8 protein-coding genes and 1 pseudogene are annotated in these 18,536 nt (G+C 57.9%); 5 read left to right on the top strand and 4 right to left on the bottom strand.

Annotation, left to right across the window (positions count from 1 at the left end):
* The first annotated feature begins 71 nt into the window (after positions 1 to 71).
* The 3 genes from L0C21_RS15635 to L0C21_RS15625 all read left to right on the top strand — a co-directional run bounded on the left by L0C21_RS15635 (position 72) and on the right by L0C21_RS15625 (position 7,567).
* The gene (locus L0C21_RS15635) at positions 72 to 2,921 is read left to right on the top strand and encodes a TonB-dependent receptor (protein ID WP_259279344.1); all 2,850 of its coding nucleotides are present in this window, start codon (positions 72 to 74) and stop codon (positions 2,919 to 2,921) included.
* Positions 2,922 to 2,993: 72 nt separating this feature from the next.
* Entirely contained in the window at positions 2,994 to 4,649 is a 1,656-nt protein-coding gene (locus L0C21_RS15630) for a DUF5597 domain-containing protein (protein ID WP_259279343.1), read from the top strand.
* A gap of 32 nt (positions 4,650 to 4,681) precedes the next feature.
* Positions 4,682 to 7,567 (top strand): TIM-barrel domain-containing protein, encoded by a 2,886-nt coding sequence (locus tag L0C21_RS15625; protein ID WP_259279342.1) that lies wholly within the window; start codon positions 4,682 to 4,684, stop codon positions 7,565 to 7,567.
* Between the two features lie 60 nt (positions 7,568 to 7,627).
* Here L0C21_RS15625 and L0C21_RS15620 read toward each other — a convergent pair whose 3' ends face one another.
* From L0C21_RS15620 to L0C21_RS15610, 4 genes and pseudogenes are all read right to left on the bottom strand, one after another.
* Complete coding sequence (locus L0C21_RS15620) at positions 7,628 to 9,214, bottom strand: alpha-L-fucosidase (RefSeq protein WP_259279341.1); 1,587 nt, start codon at positions 9,212 to 9,214, stop codon at positions 7,628 to 7,630.
* A 237-nt stretch (positions 9,215 to 9,451) separates the two neighbouring features.
* Positions 9,452 to 11,212, bottom strand: coding sequence for a hybrid sensor histidine kinase/response regulator (locus L0C21_RS15615; RefSeq protein ID WP_259279340.1), 1,761 nt, complete (start codon positions 11,210 to 11,212; stop codon positions 9,452 to 9,454).
* Positions 11,213 to 11,412: 200 nt separating this feature from the next.
* Positions 11,413 to 11,763 (bottom strand): annotated as a pseudogene (locus tag L0C21_RS16975) (PAS domain-containing protein); the annotation flags it as partial.
* A gap of 719 nt (positions 11,764 to 12,482) precedes the next feature.
* The gene (locus tag L0C21_RS15610) at positions 12,483 to 13,193 is read right to left on the bottom strand and encodes a hypothetical protein (protein WP_259279339.1); all 711 of its coding nucleotides are present in this window, start codon (positions 13,191 to 13,193) and stop codon (positions 12,483 to 12,485) included.
* A 487-nt stretch (positions 13,194 to 13,680) separates the two neighbouring features.
* Between L0C21_RS15610 and L0C21_RS15605 the strand changes: the two genes are divergently transcribed.
* Entirely contained in the window at positions 13,681 to 15,864 is a 2,184-nt protein-coding gene (locus L0C21_RS15605) for a TonB-dependent receptor (RefSeq protein ID WP_259279338.1), read from the top strand.
* A gap of 15 nt (positions 15,865 to 15,879) precedes the next feature.
* A complete protein-coding gene (locus L0C21_RS15600; RefSeq protein WP_259279337.1) occupies positions 15,880 to 18,393 on the top strand; it encodes a penicillin acylase family protein in 2,514 nt (837 codons plus the stop codon).
* Positions 18,394 to 18,536: the final 143 nt, after the last annotated feature.

The following is an 18,536-nucleotide window of genomic DNA, read 5'->3' as shown; positions in this document are numbered from 1 at the left end:
AAACACCGGCTCCTCCTTGCCTGCCGGAGAGCAGCTGCGGCCCACCAGAGGGCCAGTTTGGGGAGGAATCAATGAGCAACACGTACCCGGAGTTTGCCGGTTCACGTTGCACGTTGCGTAATTTGCTTGCAGGCGCATCCGCCCTGGTTTTCAGTACAATCACCACCACGCCCGTTCTTGCCCAGGCCCAACCGGAGGCAGAACAGCCAGCCGGGCAAACTGCAAATGCTTCGTCCGACGAAATCGTCGTGACCGGCCTGCGCGCCAGCCTCGCCACCGCCCAGGCGATCAAGATGAATGCTGACCAGTTCGTCGATTCAATCACAGCGGTTGATATCGGCAAGCTTCCTGACACCAACGTAGCGGAAGCGCTCCAGCGCATCTCAGGCATTCAAATCACCCGCAATCGCGGGGAAGGCTCAGGCATCGCCATTCGCGGCTTGACCGAGGTTCGCACGGAGATCAACGGCCGCGATGCCTTCGGCGGCTCTGGCGGCCGTGCGCTTGGGTTTGAGGACGTACCGTCGGAATTGCTGGCGGGGGTTGATGTCTACAAGAATCCGTCTGCCGAATTGGTCGAGGGCGGCATCGGCGGCCTTGTGAACTTGCGGACACGCATGCCATTCGATCAAAAGAACATGCTTTTGTCGGCCAGCGTCGGCCTCAACAACTATGATCTCATCGATAAGACAAAACCCAACTACTCGATTCTTGCCAGCAAACGATGGGATACATCCATCGGCGAGGTCGGCGTTCTGGTAAACTACTCTTACTTCGAAGGCGCTTACCGCTCCGACGAATCGACGATCGAGCCCTATTTTAATTTCGACAACGTGCCGGGCTCGACAGTACCGGCAACCGTTGGCAGCAATCGCCTCATTCCGGATGGCGCTGGCATCGGCGTATCGCGGGGCGAGCGCAAACGGCGAGGCCTCTATGCGGCCCTCCAGTGGGCTCCTGCTTCCAACGTGGAGTTCTATACTCAGTTCTTCCAGTCCCGCTATTATATGGACGATGATCGGGTCTCGTCCTTCATCACCTGCTATTCCGACAACGGCACCAACCCGAACGGTTACAGCAATGAGGCCTGCCTGCAGGGGCTTACACCCAGCGGATCGTTCGTCTTTGACGATGATGGCAATTTTGTCAGCGGCGGCTTCAGCGGCTTTACCGGCTTAGCCAACAACAGTCAGGTTATCACCAATCGCTCGAAGACAACCGATATCTCGGGCGGCGTTAAATGGAATGTCAACGATCGGCTGAAACTCTCTGCCGACGTTCAGTATGTGAAATCCACTTACGAGAACGGCAATTTCTCGGTCTTCGGTCAGCAGGACGGAAACCTTTCAGCCTACTATGATGTCTCGGGCCGTTATCCCAAAATCCGATTCGGACCAGATCCGGATGTTTATGACCCGAGCCGCTACTATCTTGTCGCGCTCATGGATCATATCGAGGATAGCGATGCCGACCAGATCGCGGCTCGCGCCGACCTGGAGTGGAGCTTTGATGAGGGCGGATTCCTCGAGTCCATCGCGGCCGGTGTTCGCCTCACTGACCGCTCAGCCAACAACCGCTCGACGCCTTATAACTGGACATTTCTGTCCGCACCACCGAATGCCATCTGGCTAACCGATGATCCCAGTTTTCTGATGACCAATCCGGCGGCGGACAATTTCTTCCATGGCAAAGCCGCCAACAGCATTGGCGCGGTGCCGTTCTTCAATACCCGCCTGCTATGGGATCCGGCGCGCACCTTCGCCGACCTGCAAGCCCGTGTGGGGGGCACACGTGATCTGGTCGATTTCCGGCCACAGGACATTAACCTGCAAAAGGAGAAGACCTACGCAGGTTATGCCATGCTGCGCTTTGGCTTTGATGTGAGCCATCTGCCGGTTGATGGCAACCTCGGCGTTCGTATCACCCACACCAAGAACGAGGCATCGGGCAGCTACGCACTGAACTATTTCAACGTCAATGCGCCAGATTACAACGAGACCCTTAACCTGAACCAGGAGATCAACGAAAAGAACAGCTATACGGACTGGCAGCCGAGCCTCAACGTGCGCGCGCTGTTACAGGACGATCTGTTCTTGCGCTTTGCTGCGGCGCGCGCCCTGTCCCGACCGGAATTTGCTGATCTGAAGGCGCTCGTCACCCTGTCGCAGGATTGCGATCGTGTCGGCCAAGTCTGCCTGCCCGGCACCATTCGCTATACTGGCAGCGGCACCAACCCGAATCTGAAACCGCAAATCTCGGACCAGCTCGACGCTGCTATCGAATGGTACCCCAGCGCCACTTCCATGCTCTACGGCACCATCTTCTACAAATGGCTGGACGATATCATCCAGACCAGTTTGTACGAGATGCCCTTCGATGTGCCGGGCTTCGACACGCAGACCTTCCTAGTCGAAGGGCCAGTCAACTACGGCACCGGCTATATCCGAGGCTTCGAGATAGGCGGGCGTGCCTTCCTTGATTTCCTGCCCTCGCCGTTTAGCGGGTTCGGAGTAGAGGCCAACTTCACCTATGTGGACAGCCGCGTTCCGAGCCCCTTCGCCCGCGATGAGAACAACCAGCCGATCCAGACGACGAAGGAGGGCCTGTCCAAATACAGCTACAACATGATTGGCTTTTATGAACGGAACCGCCTGTCGGTGCGCGTGGCCTATAATTGGCGCAGCTCCTACCTTATCACCGCGTCTGGCAACGGCACCGGATATCTGCCGATCTATCACCGCCCCTATGGTCAGCTTGATGCCTCGATCAACTACGACATCAATGAGCACATCGGCGTCTCCATTAACGCGGTCAATCTGCTGCGCGAGGTGAAGAGCCAATACCAGGTCGATTCCACCCGTGCTCGGATGAACCAGCTGGACGATCGGCGCATCGGCATCACCCTGCGCGCGCGGATGTAGTGCTGGCATTAGGGGAAAGTGTGGAGCACCCCGCGCTTCCCCTCCTCCCTTTTTCCTTGGAGAAGGACCACTATGCTGTCGGGCTTTCAGTCGTTTTTATGGCGCGCCATGGCTGGCATCATACTAACTAGCCTTATCGCGCTATCCTCACCAGCCTTCAGCGAGGCCTCGCCTGAGCTTCCCAGAATTGAAAGCAAAGACGGCAAGCACATCTTTTATGTAGACGGCAAGCCCTACCTCATGCTGACGGGCCAGGTGCACAATAGCAGCAACTATCCGGCCATGCTGCCCAAGGTATGGCCTGTGATCAAACAGTTAGGAGCCAACACCGTCCAGGTTCCCATCGCATGGGAACAGATTGAACCCAGCGAAGGGCATTACGATTTCTCATTTGTTGACGAGCTTCTGCAGCAAGCGCGCGCCAATAATGTACGGCTCATTCTCCTGTGGTTCGGCACCTGGAAGAACACCGGCCCTGGCTACGCACCCGAATGGGTGAAGACGAACCCCAAGCGCTTCCCCCGCATGAAACGGCCTGACGGACAAGATCATTACGTCCTCTCGCCCCACGGCCGCGCGACCCTGGAGGCCGACAAGCAGGCCTTCGTGCGCCTGATGCAGCACCTGAGGGCTACCGATCCGAAGCATACCGTCATCATGGTGCAGCCGGAGAACGAAGTCGGCAGTTATGGCCTTGCCCGCGACCATGCGCCTGAGATCGAAAAACTGTTCCGCGGCCCGGTGCCACAGGAATTGGCGCGCCTCAAGGGCAAGAGCGGCAGCTGGCAGGAGGTGTTCGGAGAGTTTGCCGAGCAAGCATTCTCCAGCTGGCATTTCGCCCGGTACATTGATGAGATCGCTGCCGCCGGCAAGGCGGCGAAAAACCTGCCCATGTACTGCAACGCCGCGCTGGGCGATGCCTTTAACGCCAAGGCAGCCTCAACCTCCCCCTCGGGCGGGCCACAATGGAATATGATCGACGTGTGGAAAGCCGCTGCACCCCATGTGGATCTCGTTGCGCCTGATATCTACACTCGCGACCACAAGGCCTATACAGCTTACCTCAACCACTACGCCCGACCAGACAATCCGCTGTTCATCGCTGAAACCGGCAATGACGCGGACTATGCGCGCTTTCTCTGGGCGGCTCTGGGCAAGGGTGCCATCGGCTTCTCGCCGTTCGGCATGGATGCCAGCGGCTATTCCAACTATCCGCTCGGCGCCAAAGAACTTGACGCGAAAACCATTGAGGCCTTCGCATCCAAATATCGGGTGCTCAGCCTTGCTGCGGGCTGGTGGGCGAAAATCATCGGCACTCGCCCGATGTGGGGCGCAGCTAAGGCCCCTGACGCTGCCGACCAAAGCCATGTGTTCGGCCGCTGGCGCGTCACAGCCCAGTTCGAGCTGTGGCAGTTCGGCGAGCGCGACATGCCGTGGCTGAAAACCGACCCTCACCCCACCAAGGGCCAACCGGTTGGCGGCGTGCTTGTGGCGCAGCTGGCAGACGACGAATTTCTTGTAACTGGTTCAGACGTGCGCGTGCGCTTCAACCCCAGCCAGCCGGACAAAGGGCCCGGTGGTGGCATCCTGCGCGTCGAGGAAGGTAATTTTGCTCCTGACGGCACTTGGCAGATGATCCGCGTCTGGAACGGGGACCAGACCGACTATGGCCTCAACATCACATCCGAGCCCGTGCTGCTGCGGGTAAAACTGGCCTGGGGCCACTAACGGTTCAAACTGGACAATAGGGGGACATAATCGTGACGGCCTATCGCCTCCCGCTTCACCTTACCGTTGCCGCCGCTCTCATCAGCGTCAGCAGCGTTGCCTTGGCCGCCGGAAGTTACCGCAAACTGGAGACCGGCGTGCTCGTCACACCCGCCGAGGGGCCGGAGAAGGCCGTGCGTCTTCAGGTGTTCGGCGACGGCATTATCCGCGTTACTTCAACGCCAACGCCCGAGATGGACTTGCCGCCGAGCCTCATGGTGACGGCGCAACCGCAGACGGGCAAGTTCACCCTCGCTGAGAACGACGGCCACGTGACGCTGAAGACGGCGAAGGTGACGGCCTCCATCGATCTCTCCAATGGCAATGTCCGCTTCACAGATGCCGAAGGCCAGCTGGACCTGGCAGAGAGCGCACCGGGGACTTTCAAGACTACCACCATCGAGGGCACGCCCTACCTGGCGGTTCGCCAGCAATTCAATCGCGGCACAGATGAAGGCCTTTATGGGCTCGGCCAGCACCAAAACGGCCAGATGAATTACAACGGCGAGGACGTGGAGTTGGCCCAGCACAATATGGACGTGGCCATCCCATTTCTTGTCTCCACCCGCAACTACGGCATCCTGTGGGACAACAATTCCATCACCCGGTTCGGCAACCCCAAGCCCTACGGCTATGCCGGGGACGGGAGCGACAGCCTGCACGTTTCCGGCAAAAACGGAAAACCCGGCTGGACGGCGGAATATTACCTGGGCGGCAGGCTCGCCGTGACCCGCACCGAATCCACTATCAATTACCAGTATATCCGCGATCAGGCCAAGTGGCCTACCGCTGCCAAGGCTCAAACGGTGGCAGCAAATTCCGGCCAGAACACAGCTGGCAATGCGGTCGAGACGCAGAAGGTCATCTGGACGGGCAAGTTAACCCCTGATAAATCCGGCCTTCACCGCTTCCGCCTTTATTCCTCCAGCTATGTGAAGGTATTCGTCGACGGCAAACAGGTGCTGGAGCGCTGGCGGCAGAACTGGAACCCCTGGTATCACAATTTTGATGTATCGATGACCGCAGGCAAGGCAGCCGACGTACGCATCGAGTGGGAGCCTAATGCGGGCTATATCGCCCTGTTACATAGCGACCCGCTGCCAGAGGCAGACCGCCACTCCATCTCCTTTGCCTCTGAAGCGGGGCATGGCATTGACTATTACTATATTGGCGGTCGCAGCATGGATGATGTGATTGCGGGTTACCGCACCCTCACCGGTAAGGCGCCGCTTATGCCCAAATGGGCCTACGGCTTCTGGCAGAGCCGCCAGCGCTATAACACGCAGGATGAAGTCATCGATGTGGTCAAGCAGTACCGCAAGCGCGGCCTGCCGCTCGACAATATCGTGCAGGACTGGTTCTACTGGCGGGAGGACGACTGGGGCAGTCATGAGTTTGATCCCACCCGCTTCCCCGACCCAAAGGGCATGATCGATAAGGTCCATGAGCTCGGCGCACGGTTCATGATCTCGGTGTGGCCGAAATTCTATCCTACCACCGCCAACTACAAGGAGTTAGATCAAGTTGGCGCAATCTACCGGCGCAATGTGAAAGCCAAAGAGCGAGATTGGGTCGGTCCCGGCTATTTCAGTACCTTCTATGATCCCTACAATGTCAAGGGCCGGAAAATCTACTGGCGGCAGATGAAGGAACGGCTCGCTGTGCTCGGCGTCGATGCCTGGTGGATGGACGCGACCGAGCCCGATATTCACTCCAACCTTTCGATCGAGGAGCGCGCCTACCGCATGGGCCCGACCGCGCTCGGGCCGGGCGGCGCATTCTTCAACAGCTATCCGCTGGTCCATGCGGAGGGCGTCTACAATGGCCTTATCGACTACAAACCCGATGTGCGGCCATTTATCCTCATGCGCTCCGGCTTCGGCGGTATCCAGCGTACGGGTTCGGCCATCTGGTCCGGCGACGTTGCATCCCGCTGGGACGACCTGCGTGAGCAGATCTCAGCTGGTGTTAATATTTCCATGTCGGGCGTACCCAACTGGACACATGACATTGGTGGCTTCGCATTGGAAGACCGCTATACTCGACAGGACCCGAAGCATCTGGAGGAGTGGCGCGAGCTCAACCTGCGCTGGTTCCAGTTCGGAGCCTTCTCGCCCCTGTTCCGCAGCCATGGGGAGGCTCCCAAGCGCGAGATATACGAACTCGCGCCGGAAGGTTCAGCCATGTACCGGTCGATGGAGTATTTCGACAAGCTGCGCTACCGCCTGATGTCTTACATTTATACGCTCGCTGCCGACGCGCACTTTAAGGACGGCACTATCATGCGCGGATTGGTGATGGATTTCCCGGAGGACCGCAAGACCTGGAACATCGCTGACCAGTATATGTTCGGCCCGGCGTTCCTCGTTGCGCCCATCACGGAGTTCAAGGCGCGGCAGCGGCCAGTCTACCTGCCTGCAGGCAGCAATTGGTATGATTTCTATTCCGGAAAAATGCAGGCCGGCGGCAAAACGATCGTGGCCGATGCGCCCTATGAACGGATGCCGCTGTTCATCCGCGCCGGGTCGATCGTGCCAGTGGGGCCAGATATGCAATATACGGCAGAGAAACCAGCCGACCCGATCACGCTCAACGTCTACACGGGCGCGGACGGCGCCTTCTCGCTCTATGAAGACGACGGCACCAGCCGCCAGTATCTGAAGGGCGCATTTGCGCGCATCCCAATGCATTACAACGAGGCCAGCGGCACGCTGACGATCGGCGCACGAGAAGGCCGCTTCCCTGGCATGCTGCAATCCCGCACCTTCCGTATCCGCTGGATCACGCCGGAACGGGCCCGCAGCTTTGAGGCCCACGACGCGCCTGACGCCATCATTGCCTACAGCGGCACCGCCATGACGGTGAAGCTACGCAAATAGCGCCGATCCACCGCAACCTTGTAGAAAGCCCATCCTATTGTTCGGATGGGCTTCCCCCGACTACACGAGGCCGCGCCCGTAAATCCGCACGCTGGGCACGAATGCAACCTTTTGTCCGGGCGGCATCGTGATCCGCAGCGCCTCATCTTCCCGCCGGAACGCCAGGGAACTACCGCCCGCCAATTCCACCTGCTCGATCACCGCATCAGGTAATGCTTGGCGGCCGAGCGATACGATAGAGGCCTCTTCTTGCGGCCCATCGAGGAAGAAGGCGTTGAGCACGCCCTTGCCAGCCGTGAAGCGTACGTCACCAGCAGTGAAGGGCTTGGCCGTGTGCTCGCTCTGCATGCCAACTGGCGGGCGTGTCGGCCCCTCGCCGAACACACGCCAGGGCTGCGTGCCGTAAATGCCATCGCCGTTGATGGCAAACCAGGCCGCCAGATCGTCAAGGATTTTCTCCTCATCCGTATCGATCGAGCCATCGCCCCGCTGCGGAATGCTGAGAAGCAGATTGCCGTTCTTGGAAACCACATCGCACAACCGCTGCGCCACATATTTGGCCGAGCGGTAACCGTGCCGCTCGTACAGGGCGCGGTCGTAGTGCCAGTTGCCGATACAGGTGCAGGTTTGCCATGGCACAGGGCGAATCTCGTCCAGAAAACCCCGTTCCACGTCCTCCACGATCGCGTGGCTTTGGTAGAGAGATAATCGCTTGGCAGTGAGAACCACATTGATCGCGCCGTGCCACTCAAGGCTCTTGTTATAGTAGTGAGCGACTGCATCAATGCCGGTCTGGCCGAATGGGAGACGGTAGTTGTCGAAGTAAACCAAATCCGGCCGGTATTTTTCGACAAGATCCATCTGCCGCAGCAACCACGTGCGGGCAAAGTCTGAGTTGTGCGGCGGCGTATGCTCGATCCACTGGCCATCGCGCTCTTCGTGCCATGCATTGATGGCGGCGGTGCTATCAAGCCCATCTGGCGGTACGAATGCAGGCCCGGTGTAGAGCTCCTGCGGGTCCAAGCCTTCCCACCATCGGCCCTTGCCGTGGCTTTTACGCAGCCAGTGGGCGTCGTAACGGCGCCCCTTTCGCTCCCCTTCCGCATCATAACCATAGGCCGTCTGCCACCAGTGCCAGGCGTGGCTGCTGTGATTGGAGACGCCGAATTTCAAACCCGCCTGCCGGACCAGCTTCTCCCACGTGCCGACGATATCCCGCTTCGGGCCGACACGGGTGGAATTCCACGGATGATGGGCGCTATTGAAATTATCGAAGTTGTCATGGTGGTTTGCCATGGAGACAATATAGCGTGCTCCCGCCCTCTGGAAGCGCGCCAGCAGATCCTCCGGGCACCAGTGCTCTGCCTTCCACTGGCCGATGATTTCAAGAAAGCCCCGCTCGCTAGGATGACCATAGGCGCGCACGTGATGCTCGTAGGCTGGGCTACCCTGCACATACATCAGGCGGCCGTACCAATCTCCCGCCTCAGGCACGCATTGTGGCCCCCAGTGCGACCAGATGCCGAACTTGGCGTCCCTAAACCATTGTGGCGCCTGGTAGACAGCAGCGAACGCCTGCCAGTTCGCCGCAACCGGCTGCGCTGCCCTACTCACTGCCGGACCAAGCATAACGGAAGCCGCCGCCATGGAGACGAGATCACGCCTTGAGTACATGACGTCCGGCTCTCCCCTGCCCAAGCCCCAAGGTAAACGCCAACGGCCGCCAATAATATGGTAACGCTACCAGATATGCAAGGCCAAGGTCTGCGCTACCAAACATGGGAGCATTCTGGCACTTATTTAACCAAGCATGCCGAACGGGGATCAAATCTCAATGGCGAGGTTCGACATCCTTGAGATTTATTTACCGATCAACGCCAGGCGTTAACCGTTTCCGTCGACCTCCCCCTGATCGAGCGCCCGGCGAATGGCACTGGCCAGTTCGTGTTTGTGGTATGGCTTATGGAGCAGGTCGATCCTGGAGAACTCCTCAGGAATCCGGTTCGTCGCTGGACTATCGTATCCGGTGGTGAATAGGATTCTAAGACCCGGCCTGTCCCGTCTGACCTTCTCTGCCAATTCATAGCCCGACATGCCTCCGGGCATCAGGATATCAGTGAACAAGAGATCTGCTGCGATGCCCCTATTAAGCAGAGCCAGCGCCTCAGCCGCATTGGCAGCTTCCAAGACATGGTAACCAAGTTTATTGAGCTGAAGCTTGGCCATTGCCCGAACACCGTCGTTATCTTCGACAAGCAATATAGTTTCATGCCCGCCTTTAACGGTCTGAACTGAAGCTCCGTCTTCGCTCGCGCCTGCCCGCTCGACTGCCCTTGGCAGGTAAAGTTGCACCGTCGTGCCGTGGCCTGGGCTGCTCTTGATGTCCACATGGCCACCGGATTGCTTGGCAAAACCATAGACCATAGGGAGCCCGAGACCGGTGCCCTGGCCTTGCTTTTTGGTCGTGAAAAACGGTTCAAATACCCGAGCCAGTACTTCAGGGGCCATGCCATGGCCGGTATCGCTGACCGCAAGCATGACATAATCTCCCGGACGGGCATCGTGCAGGTGGCCTTCAGATGATGAATCGAGCCGGATATTTGCGGTCTCAATCGTGATAAGTCCCCCTCCCTGCATGGCATCACGGGCATTGATCGCCAGATTGACCACGGCATCATCAACCTGGCTGGGGTCTACCAGCGCCTCCCAGAGGTGTGGATCCGCATTCACTTCGATACGGATGTTCTCGCCAAGCGTTCGCTGCAGTAACGCCACAACGCCTGGCAGTCGCTCATTCAAGTTAACGACACGCGGTTCAAGACGCTGCTTGCGCGCAAAGGCCAGCAGACGGCGTACCAATTCAGACCCTCGCTCCGTTGCTTCAATGATCTTGTCGACCGGCCCGATCAGATTGGCATCAACGATACTGTCGTGAAGCAGCTCGCCATAGCCCAGGATGATGGCAAGCAGATTGTTAAAATCATGTGCGACTCCGCCTGTTAGCTTACCGACCGCATCCATGCGCTGCATTTGCTGAACGTGGTCTTGCAAAGCGCGCTGCTCCGTCACGTCTCTGACAATGCCAAGCACACAGCAGAGCCTGGTCTCGTCATCGAGAATGGGGAATTTACGCACTTCAAAAAGACGTTGGCCATATGGCGTGTCGGTGGTCAGCTCCAAGGTAAGGCTTGGGAGACCATCCTCCACTATAAGGCGGTCCTCTTCCATATACTTTGCAGCCAATTCAGGCGGAAACAGTTCATTGTCGGTATACCCGACGATGCCAGCTGCATTGCGGCCCATCAGTCGCACCAGTGCGCTATTAATGACGACGTAGCGCCCCTCATTGTTATAATCCTTGAGGAAAACACCATCGGGAATGCCCTCGATGATGGCCTCGAGAAGATCCTTTGATTGCCGAAGCCTGGCCTCTGCGCGGACGAGCTCCGTGATGTCAGTGAGAAAACCCTCAAGGCACATAGGCTGGCCCTGCGTATCGTACACAGCCTCGCCGCGCCCATAGACCCAGCGGACTTCGCCTGACCGGTGCAGAATTCGATAGGAAAGCGAATAACCTTGGCGCTTGGATATTGCCTCCTCTGCCTGTCGCGCAACGGCAGACAGATCATCTGGGTGAACGACCATTCCCCACGTTCGCTCCCCCGCAAGAACTCTGCCGCATCATATCCAGTAATCTGGCTTACTCCATTGCTAATAAATAACAATCTCCAAGGTATGGTTACTTCGCTGCGATAAACCATGCCAGGCAGATTATTAATCAGCGCATTGAGTCTCCGGCGGCTCTCCTGCAACCGCAGATTGGCCTCCTTGCGGTCGGTTATATCCCGCACAATACCGCCCAGAGAAATGCCTGCACTGTCTTTATCTTCAAGGGCAGAGCCGGTGCACTGCAACCAACGAACTTCGCCATTCTGGCGCACAATGCGAAATTCGATTGCGGCCCGTTCCGTAAGTCGGCCAGATGGTTGGAAAAAAGCTTTTATCGCCTCCCGGTCCTCCGGAACGGCAGACAGCAGAACGGCATCAATGGTTCCAGGCGATGCCACACCCAGCAGCTCCTCGGCGAGGCTGTCACATGTGATGCGTTCTGTCCTGGTATCAAAGCGCCAAACCCCAACCTCTGCACTTCGCAGCGCAGCAATCAAGAAGTCTGCTGAGTAGATGCTCGATTCCATCATGCGGCATGTCTCTTCGCATCAGCAAAGGCAAGGCACCGGCACAGCTTGAGAAATTCCAATTGCGTACCATTTCACTTGGATGCACATGGCACGCCACGCCAATACCGCAATAACGCGCAGACGCGCAGGAAAGCCGCCTACTATTCAATCGATCGTCTCTGAGGCGCTTGGGCATACGCCAGCGCGAGGCGCTCAGCTGCATTCTCCAAAACGATCAAGATCGCCCAAACAAACGGTAGAGAACCAGGTAGCAAGCGGCTTCGGCGTAGAAACGAGCGGTGGCATCCTTAAGGATCACCCGGTAGCCATGTTGCTCTCGGCAGGAGAAAGCCAAGAAGGACTAGGTGGCCGTTTATTGTATCGACGCCTGCCGCAAATAGGATCCGGACTTAATCTTTCTAATAGATAACAATAAAAAAGCCCGTCAGGTTAGATGACGGGCTAAAACTCAGGAAACGCAACTTAATAAACGCAGTACGCAACATTTACGTAATGCTAGCCATTGCGGCACTTTTATCGTTATTCGCTATCTTGTGCGTGCCACGATTCTGCAGGTTAATACCTTGTCTCGTGCCGCAGGCTGCGAACTGCAATGCCCAGCTCTCACACGTTCCGCAGTTTTGGAAGACTGAAAATCAGGCTTTGTGTTTTCATCCCAAAAATGCAAAATCAGGTGGCATGAACATGACACTGGGCCACTCTTCCACGGCCGCGCCCTAATGCAGGGTTGAGCCGCCTTTCCATAAGGCATTGCGGTGAAACACCATGCGAACGCGCCATGCCAGAAGAGATGCATCCCATTGAATCCAGGCCATACTATGGTCAGGGCGCAAAAGCATCGTTCGTCCTTTGACAGTTGCCAGGCTTTCCGCCGAAAAATAAACCGGACATGGCGCCCGGTGGCACTCCGCCAAACTGTAAGGCTCCGCCACAGGATCAGGTGGCACGATTTCAAATTCGCGTCGCGCCCACAGGCGAATCTGCTCAAGCGTATCCGGCCGAGGCCCAGATCGCCTCCACAGCTTTGCAATTGTACCTTTGATAAATCCCATACGTCCGGGCACTGGCCTTGCAGGACTGAGATGAAGTCGGAAATTGGCAAGAGGCGGGTAGATCATTCGGCTCGCAAAGCAGAACAGGGCTTGAGGTTCGGCTGCAACATCTTCAACCAGAGCAAGGGCCCGTATTTGGCGGCCGACCTCAACAGCCTCTCCAAGGGCGATATAAGGCAGCAGCCCGGTCCAGCCGTACAATCTGGGGCTGAACAGAAAATGAGGATCATCGAAGGTATCATCGATGATGTCAGGGTTCTTGACTCGTATCCCGAGCTGAAAGCCAGGGTTCTCCCGCTGAGTCGACAGTGCGTCATCCAGGGTGCCCGCCAGCTCCGCCACTTCTATGCCCCTTGCCAGGTCAAACACGCCCATTCTTCCTCTCTCAGGCTCCCGAACCTCCTCCACCCGCAGACTCACAGCACTAACGCTTGAGCTTCAAAGAGTTTTTAAAAACGAGAAGACCACTGGGCACGACAGCACTGCCCTGGCCAATACCCCCCGCTGACAAAGAGGCAGCCCATCAGTCAAGAGATGCCTCAGCCATAAGGACGGCTCGCCCAGTTCAATAGCCCTACACCTCTTCTCGCTGTGATATTGGCCGAGTTGGGCCATTTGCAAAATCGCCGATAATGGCTGAGCATTTTTATCCTGGAAATGCACAGCCGCGATGCTGGACGATGTTCTTGCCGCAAATCATATGACGGGGCTCCTATTACGCCTGCGGTATAGACTGCGGCAAAGCCTCAAAATTCCCCTGGCGTAATTCTAATATCTATGCATTATATATTCTTGCGTACCTGGGTGTTGCGACAGTTGTGGCGGCGTTGTTTCCGTCTGGGGCGAACTCACAGGACAAAATATGACCAAACGTGCTTGGCGAAGAGCGCTGGCGTGCACTGTTGCCGTCTCCGCGCTCCACACTGGCGGCGCGCACGCTGCAAGCGAAAACGCGCAATTGGACGATATCATCGTTACGGCGCAACGTCGCGCCGAGAGGCTTCAGGATGTGCCCATTGCCCTGTCCGTGGTAAGCGGCGACGACCTGGAGCGAGGAGACATCCACACACAGGTAGAACTGTTCCGGCAGGTTCCCTCCCTATCCATCACTCCGTTCTCCAATGGGCAAGGCTATATCGGCTTGCGCGGCGCCGTCTCCTACGACGACGGCGCGGGCATGGATGGGCCGGTGGCGATTTACGTAGACGACGTCTATATGAGTCGCCTGTCCATGTCGATTTTCGAACTGTTTGACCTGGAGCGGGTTGAAGTCCTGCGCGGCCCACAAGGGACACTCTTCGGCCGCAACAGTATTGGCGGCGCCATCAACGTGATCAGCGCGCTGCCAACCGGCGAGACCGATGCAAAGATGCGGGTCACGCTCGGCAATTACGACCGTCTGGATATCGGCGGCATGGCAACCGGCGCCCTTGCCGATCCGCTCAGCTTTAAAATTTCTTTTACGAGCCGGGATCGCGACGGCTGGATCACCAACCTGCTCAATGGCGAAAAGCTACGCGATGAAAACAGCCAGGCCGCGCGGGCGCATCTGCGCTATGAGCAGGATGGCTGGGATGTGGTCCTAACTGGCGACTATGCGCGGGAATCGCTGGCTGATACGGGCCGCATGCCGGTACGCAATGGCGCAGGGCCGATCGTTGATTGGTGGAAAGAGCTAGGCGGCGACTGGAAACACTCAACCAACCCTACTTCCGGCTTTACCGACCGCCAATCCTATGGCCTGGCCCTGCGAGCCAATCGGGAGCTCGGCTTTGGCACCCTAACCTCGATCACCGCCTATCGCCATCACAAGGCCGACTGGGAACAGGACGCCTACGCCGTCCCGCAAGTGCCGGTCATCGACGAAATCCATGACAAGACAAACCAGATCTCCCAGGAACTGCGCCTCGCCGGTACGTTGGCGCCCTCCATCGAGTTCGTCGCTGGGCTGTTCTACCTGCGCGAGCATACCGACCGGACAGAATCATTCCACGACCTGCGTGGCGTTGATGACCGGGGTGCGCCGGCGGGTGATCCGGCTGATCTTATTGATACGACGCGCCAGGACAATGTTACCAACAGCTATGCTGCCTTTGGCCAGTTGAGTTGGCAATTCCAGCCCGGATGGGAGCTGATTACCGGCGCCCGGCTGACTCATGAGACCAAAAATATTTTCTCGATTGGCCGGGCCGGGGGCGTGGGGATTATCGCAACGACCTTTGATGCCAACGCCGACCACAGCTGGACCGATTTTTCGCCCAAGGTGGCGCTGGAGCGGCACTTTAATGACAATCTGACCGCCTATGTATCCGCCTCTAAAGGCTTCAAGAGTGGCGGCTACGGTGGCGCGCCGGGCCGTATCATTGATGCGGTCAAGCCGGTCAAGCCTGAAACCGCCTGGAATGTAGAGCTTGGCCTTAAGTCCAGCCTGTTCGACCAGACGCTGTACTTCAACGCCGCTCTGTTCCAGACGTGGTACAGAAACATCCAGAACAACCGCTTCGGCCCGCCGATCGAGGATACCACCTCGCCCATGGGCGTCTTCCAGACCGTCAACATCGACCACGCGGTTGTGCGCGGCATCGAGCTTGAAGGGACCTGGCGTCCGATCCCCCCGCTCACCATTGGAGCCAGCTACTCCTTCCTCGATGCCGAATACCGCGACAGCCTCTACGTGGACGGCGTGGGCACGGCGGTCTCCCTGGATGGGCAGCGCATGCCGGAGGCGCCGCGCCACAAGGTGCACGTCAATGCAACCTGGCTTCAGCCGATCAGCTACGGCACGGTACGAGTGTCCGCAGATTATAACTACAGCAGCACGGTCGGCCAGGACGTGCTCGACCTGAGCGCCGAAAAGCCCGCCTATTCGCTGGTCAATGCACAGCTGGCTTGGACAAGCCCCGATGAGCGTTGGGAAGCGATGCTCTGGGCGAAGAATCTATTCAATGAAAAATACTTCGTCCACATCGCACCGACAGGTCTCGGCATTCTCGGCAGCTATGGCGACCCAAGAATGTATGGCCTGTCCGTGACGTGGCGTTACTAAGGCATGGGGGTACGCGTGAAACACCTTATTGTTGCTTGCTGCCTTGGATTGCTCGTCCACGCCCGGCCGGCAATAGCAGAGGAAGCTGTCGCCCTCTCCAGCCGGGAAGGCACCGTTGAGATCGTGCGGGATGACTACGGCATCCCGCATGTTTATAGTGATACTGTCTATGGGCTATACTACGGCTTCGGTTATGCCGCGGCTGAGGACCGACTGTTTCAGCTAGAAATGCTGCGCCGGGCCGCGACTGGCACCGCAGCGGAGATTCTCGGCCCAGATCTGGTCAAGGTCGACGAGATGGCCCGGATCGAGACCGACAGAGAAAGTTTCGTCCGGCAGCTCAAAGTCATGCCAGCCCAACACCGGGCGGCGCTGGAAGGCTATGCCGCCGGCTTCTCGCGCCGCGTCGATGAGGTGAACGCAGCGCCGGATCGCCTGCTGCCCAGGGAGTTCACGGAACTCGGATTTCGTCCACAGCACTGGTCGGCCATCGACGTAGCGATGGCTGTCACAGGAAACCTGATCAACCGTTTCTCGGGGCAGTCCCAAGAACTGGAAAACCTTGATCTGTACCATCGTCTGCGCCGGCTCCACGGCGAGGAGCAAGGCTGGCGTCTCTTCCAGGCTCTACATTGGATCAATGATCCGACTGCCGAGACCACCGTCCCGGCCGACCGGTGGCACCCCGAGACGCCAGCCAAAGAGCCCAAGACCCTGTTTGCACCCCAGAAAACCTTGATTGAAGGAGCGGCGCGACCCATCCCGACATTCGGCTATCTGGAGATGCTGAAGGATCTGAAACCAGGCCAATCCCTCCAGGCGCGGGCGCATCAGATGCTGGCACTAAACGGCATTTCCGGCCGCGGTGGGTTCGAGTCCGAGAGCAACATCTGGCTCATCAATGGCCACAAGGCAAAGGATGCACAGGCGATCTTGGTGAACGGACCACAGGTTGGCTGGACATCCCCCGCCTCGTTTTACAACATCGGCCTGCATGGCGCCGGCTATAACGTCGCGGCCTATAGCTATATGGCCCTGCCCCTCCTCATCGTCGGCTACAATGATCGAATCGGCTGGGGAGGAACAGCAGCGCTTACTGACCCGGTCGATCTCTTCGAGGAAAGACTTAACCCGAAGGATCCGGAGCAATATTTCCATAAGGGTGTATGGAAGCGGTTCGCAATTCGCAAGGAGCGCATCCGGGTCAAGGGCCAGGGGGAGGTCATTATCATCCGCCGCGAGAGCGTCCATGGCCCAGTTATTGCCTATGATCCGGCCAAGGGCGTGGCCTATGCCAAAAGGCGCGCCTGGGATGGCCTTGAGATGGAAACGCTCGGCGGCTGGCTGGATATGGTTAAGGCGCGCGACCATGAGAGCTGGAAACAGGCAGTTTTCCGGATCTCCCAGAACCTAAACATTTACTATGTCGATGCCGAGGGCAACATTGGACACCAGATGGCTGGGCGCCACCCTATTCGGGTCCCGGGTCACGACCTGCGTCTGCCAGCTATTGGCACGGGCGAGATGGATTGGCTCGGCACTACAGGAGCCGACCATAACCCTTGGGTCTTCAATCCCTCCAGCGGGTTTATCGCCAACTGGAATAACAAGCCGGCTGTTGACTGGTCCAACGGTGATCAGTGGTGGTCGATGTGGGGCGGCGCCCACCACGTGCATCTGCTGACCAGCCGGCTGAAAGCAAAGGATCGGTTCAGCCTGGAGGAGGCCTGGGACATGATCCGCCAGGTCGCCCACGCCGACCACAACATCGCCTATTTTCTTCCGCTCCTACGCAGTGCCATGGCCAAGAACGCCTCTGCTAAGGCCAAGGCTGCGCTCGAGATACTGGAGCATTGGGATGGTCAATGGCGCGATGACAATGGCGATGGCATTTATGATGGCCCAGCACCAGCCCTCATGGAGGCCTTCCTCCCCCGGCTGTATCGCGCCGTCATTGCGGATGATGTTGGCGAGGAGGGCTTTACCCGGTTTGCGGCCACCGCCTATGCGGTGCGTGATATTCCAATCGGGACTGATGTGCCGCCGGGAACGCGCGTCATCATTCATAATCTTGCGGGGCTCGAAGGTCGAGTGCCGCTGACCTATGATCTTTTCAATGGCCAGCCCCCGCAAGACGTCATTCGCCAGGTCTTCGAAGAGACGGTTGCTTCGCTTGAGCGCGCACAGGGCCCCGACATGTCAGCTTGGCAGATTGCGGCCTTCAAACCCTACTATGCCACCACGACCTTCCTCGGCATCCGCCTCGGCAGCGAAATTCCACGCCCCATCACGGCCTTTCAGAATCGCGGCTCGGTCAATGTCATGTTCTGGGCGAATAATAACCAGCTGCATGGTGACGGCATCAACTCGCCCGGGCAGAGTGGCTTTGTCCACCCGGACGGCCGTCGCGCCGCGCATGCGGAGGACCAGCGAGCCATCTATGACAGCTATGGCCGCCTGCCCATGCCGATCGATCGCGCAGAGATTGAAAAGCATGCAGAGTCGCGAATAAAATTGAATTACAATTAATAATTAATTTCACCAAACAAAACACAGAAGATATATTCTTAAACCATGACGATACATACGCTATACTCCGTTGCAGTATCTAAACCAATTTTATTGCGTTGTGTTGTCCTTGAGCCGTCCGGCTCAGAGCAGCAAAACAACGG

This window comes from Pedomonas mirosovicensis, assembly GCF_022569295.1.
GTDB lineage: Bacteria > Pseudomonadota > Alphaproteobacteria > Sphingomonadales > Sphingomonadaceae > Pedomonas > Pedomonas mirosovicensis.
The sequence above is the reverse complement of the archived record's forward strand: the minus strand, read 5'-3'. Positions and strand labels throughout refer to the sequence as shown.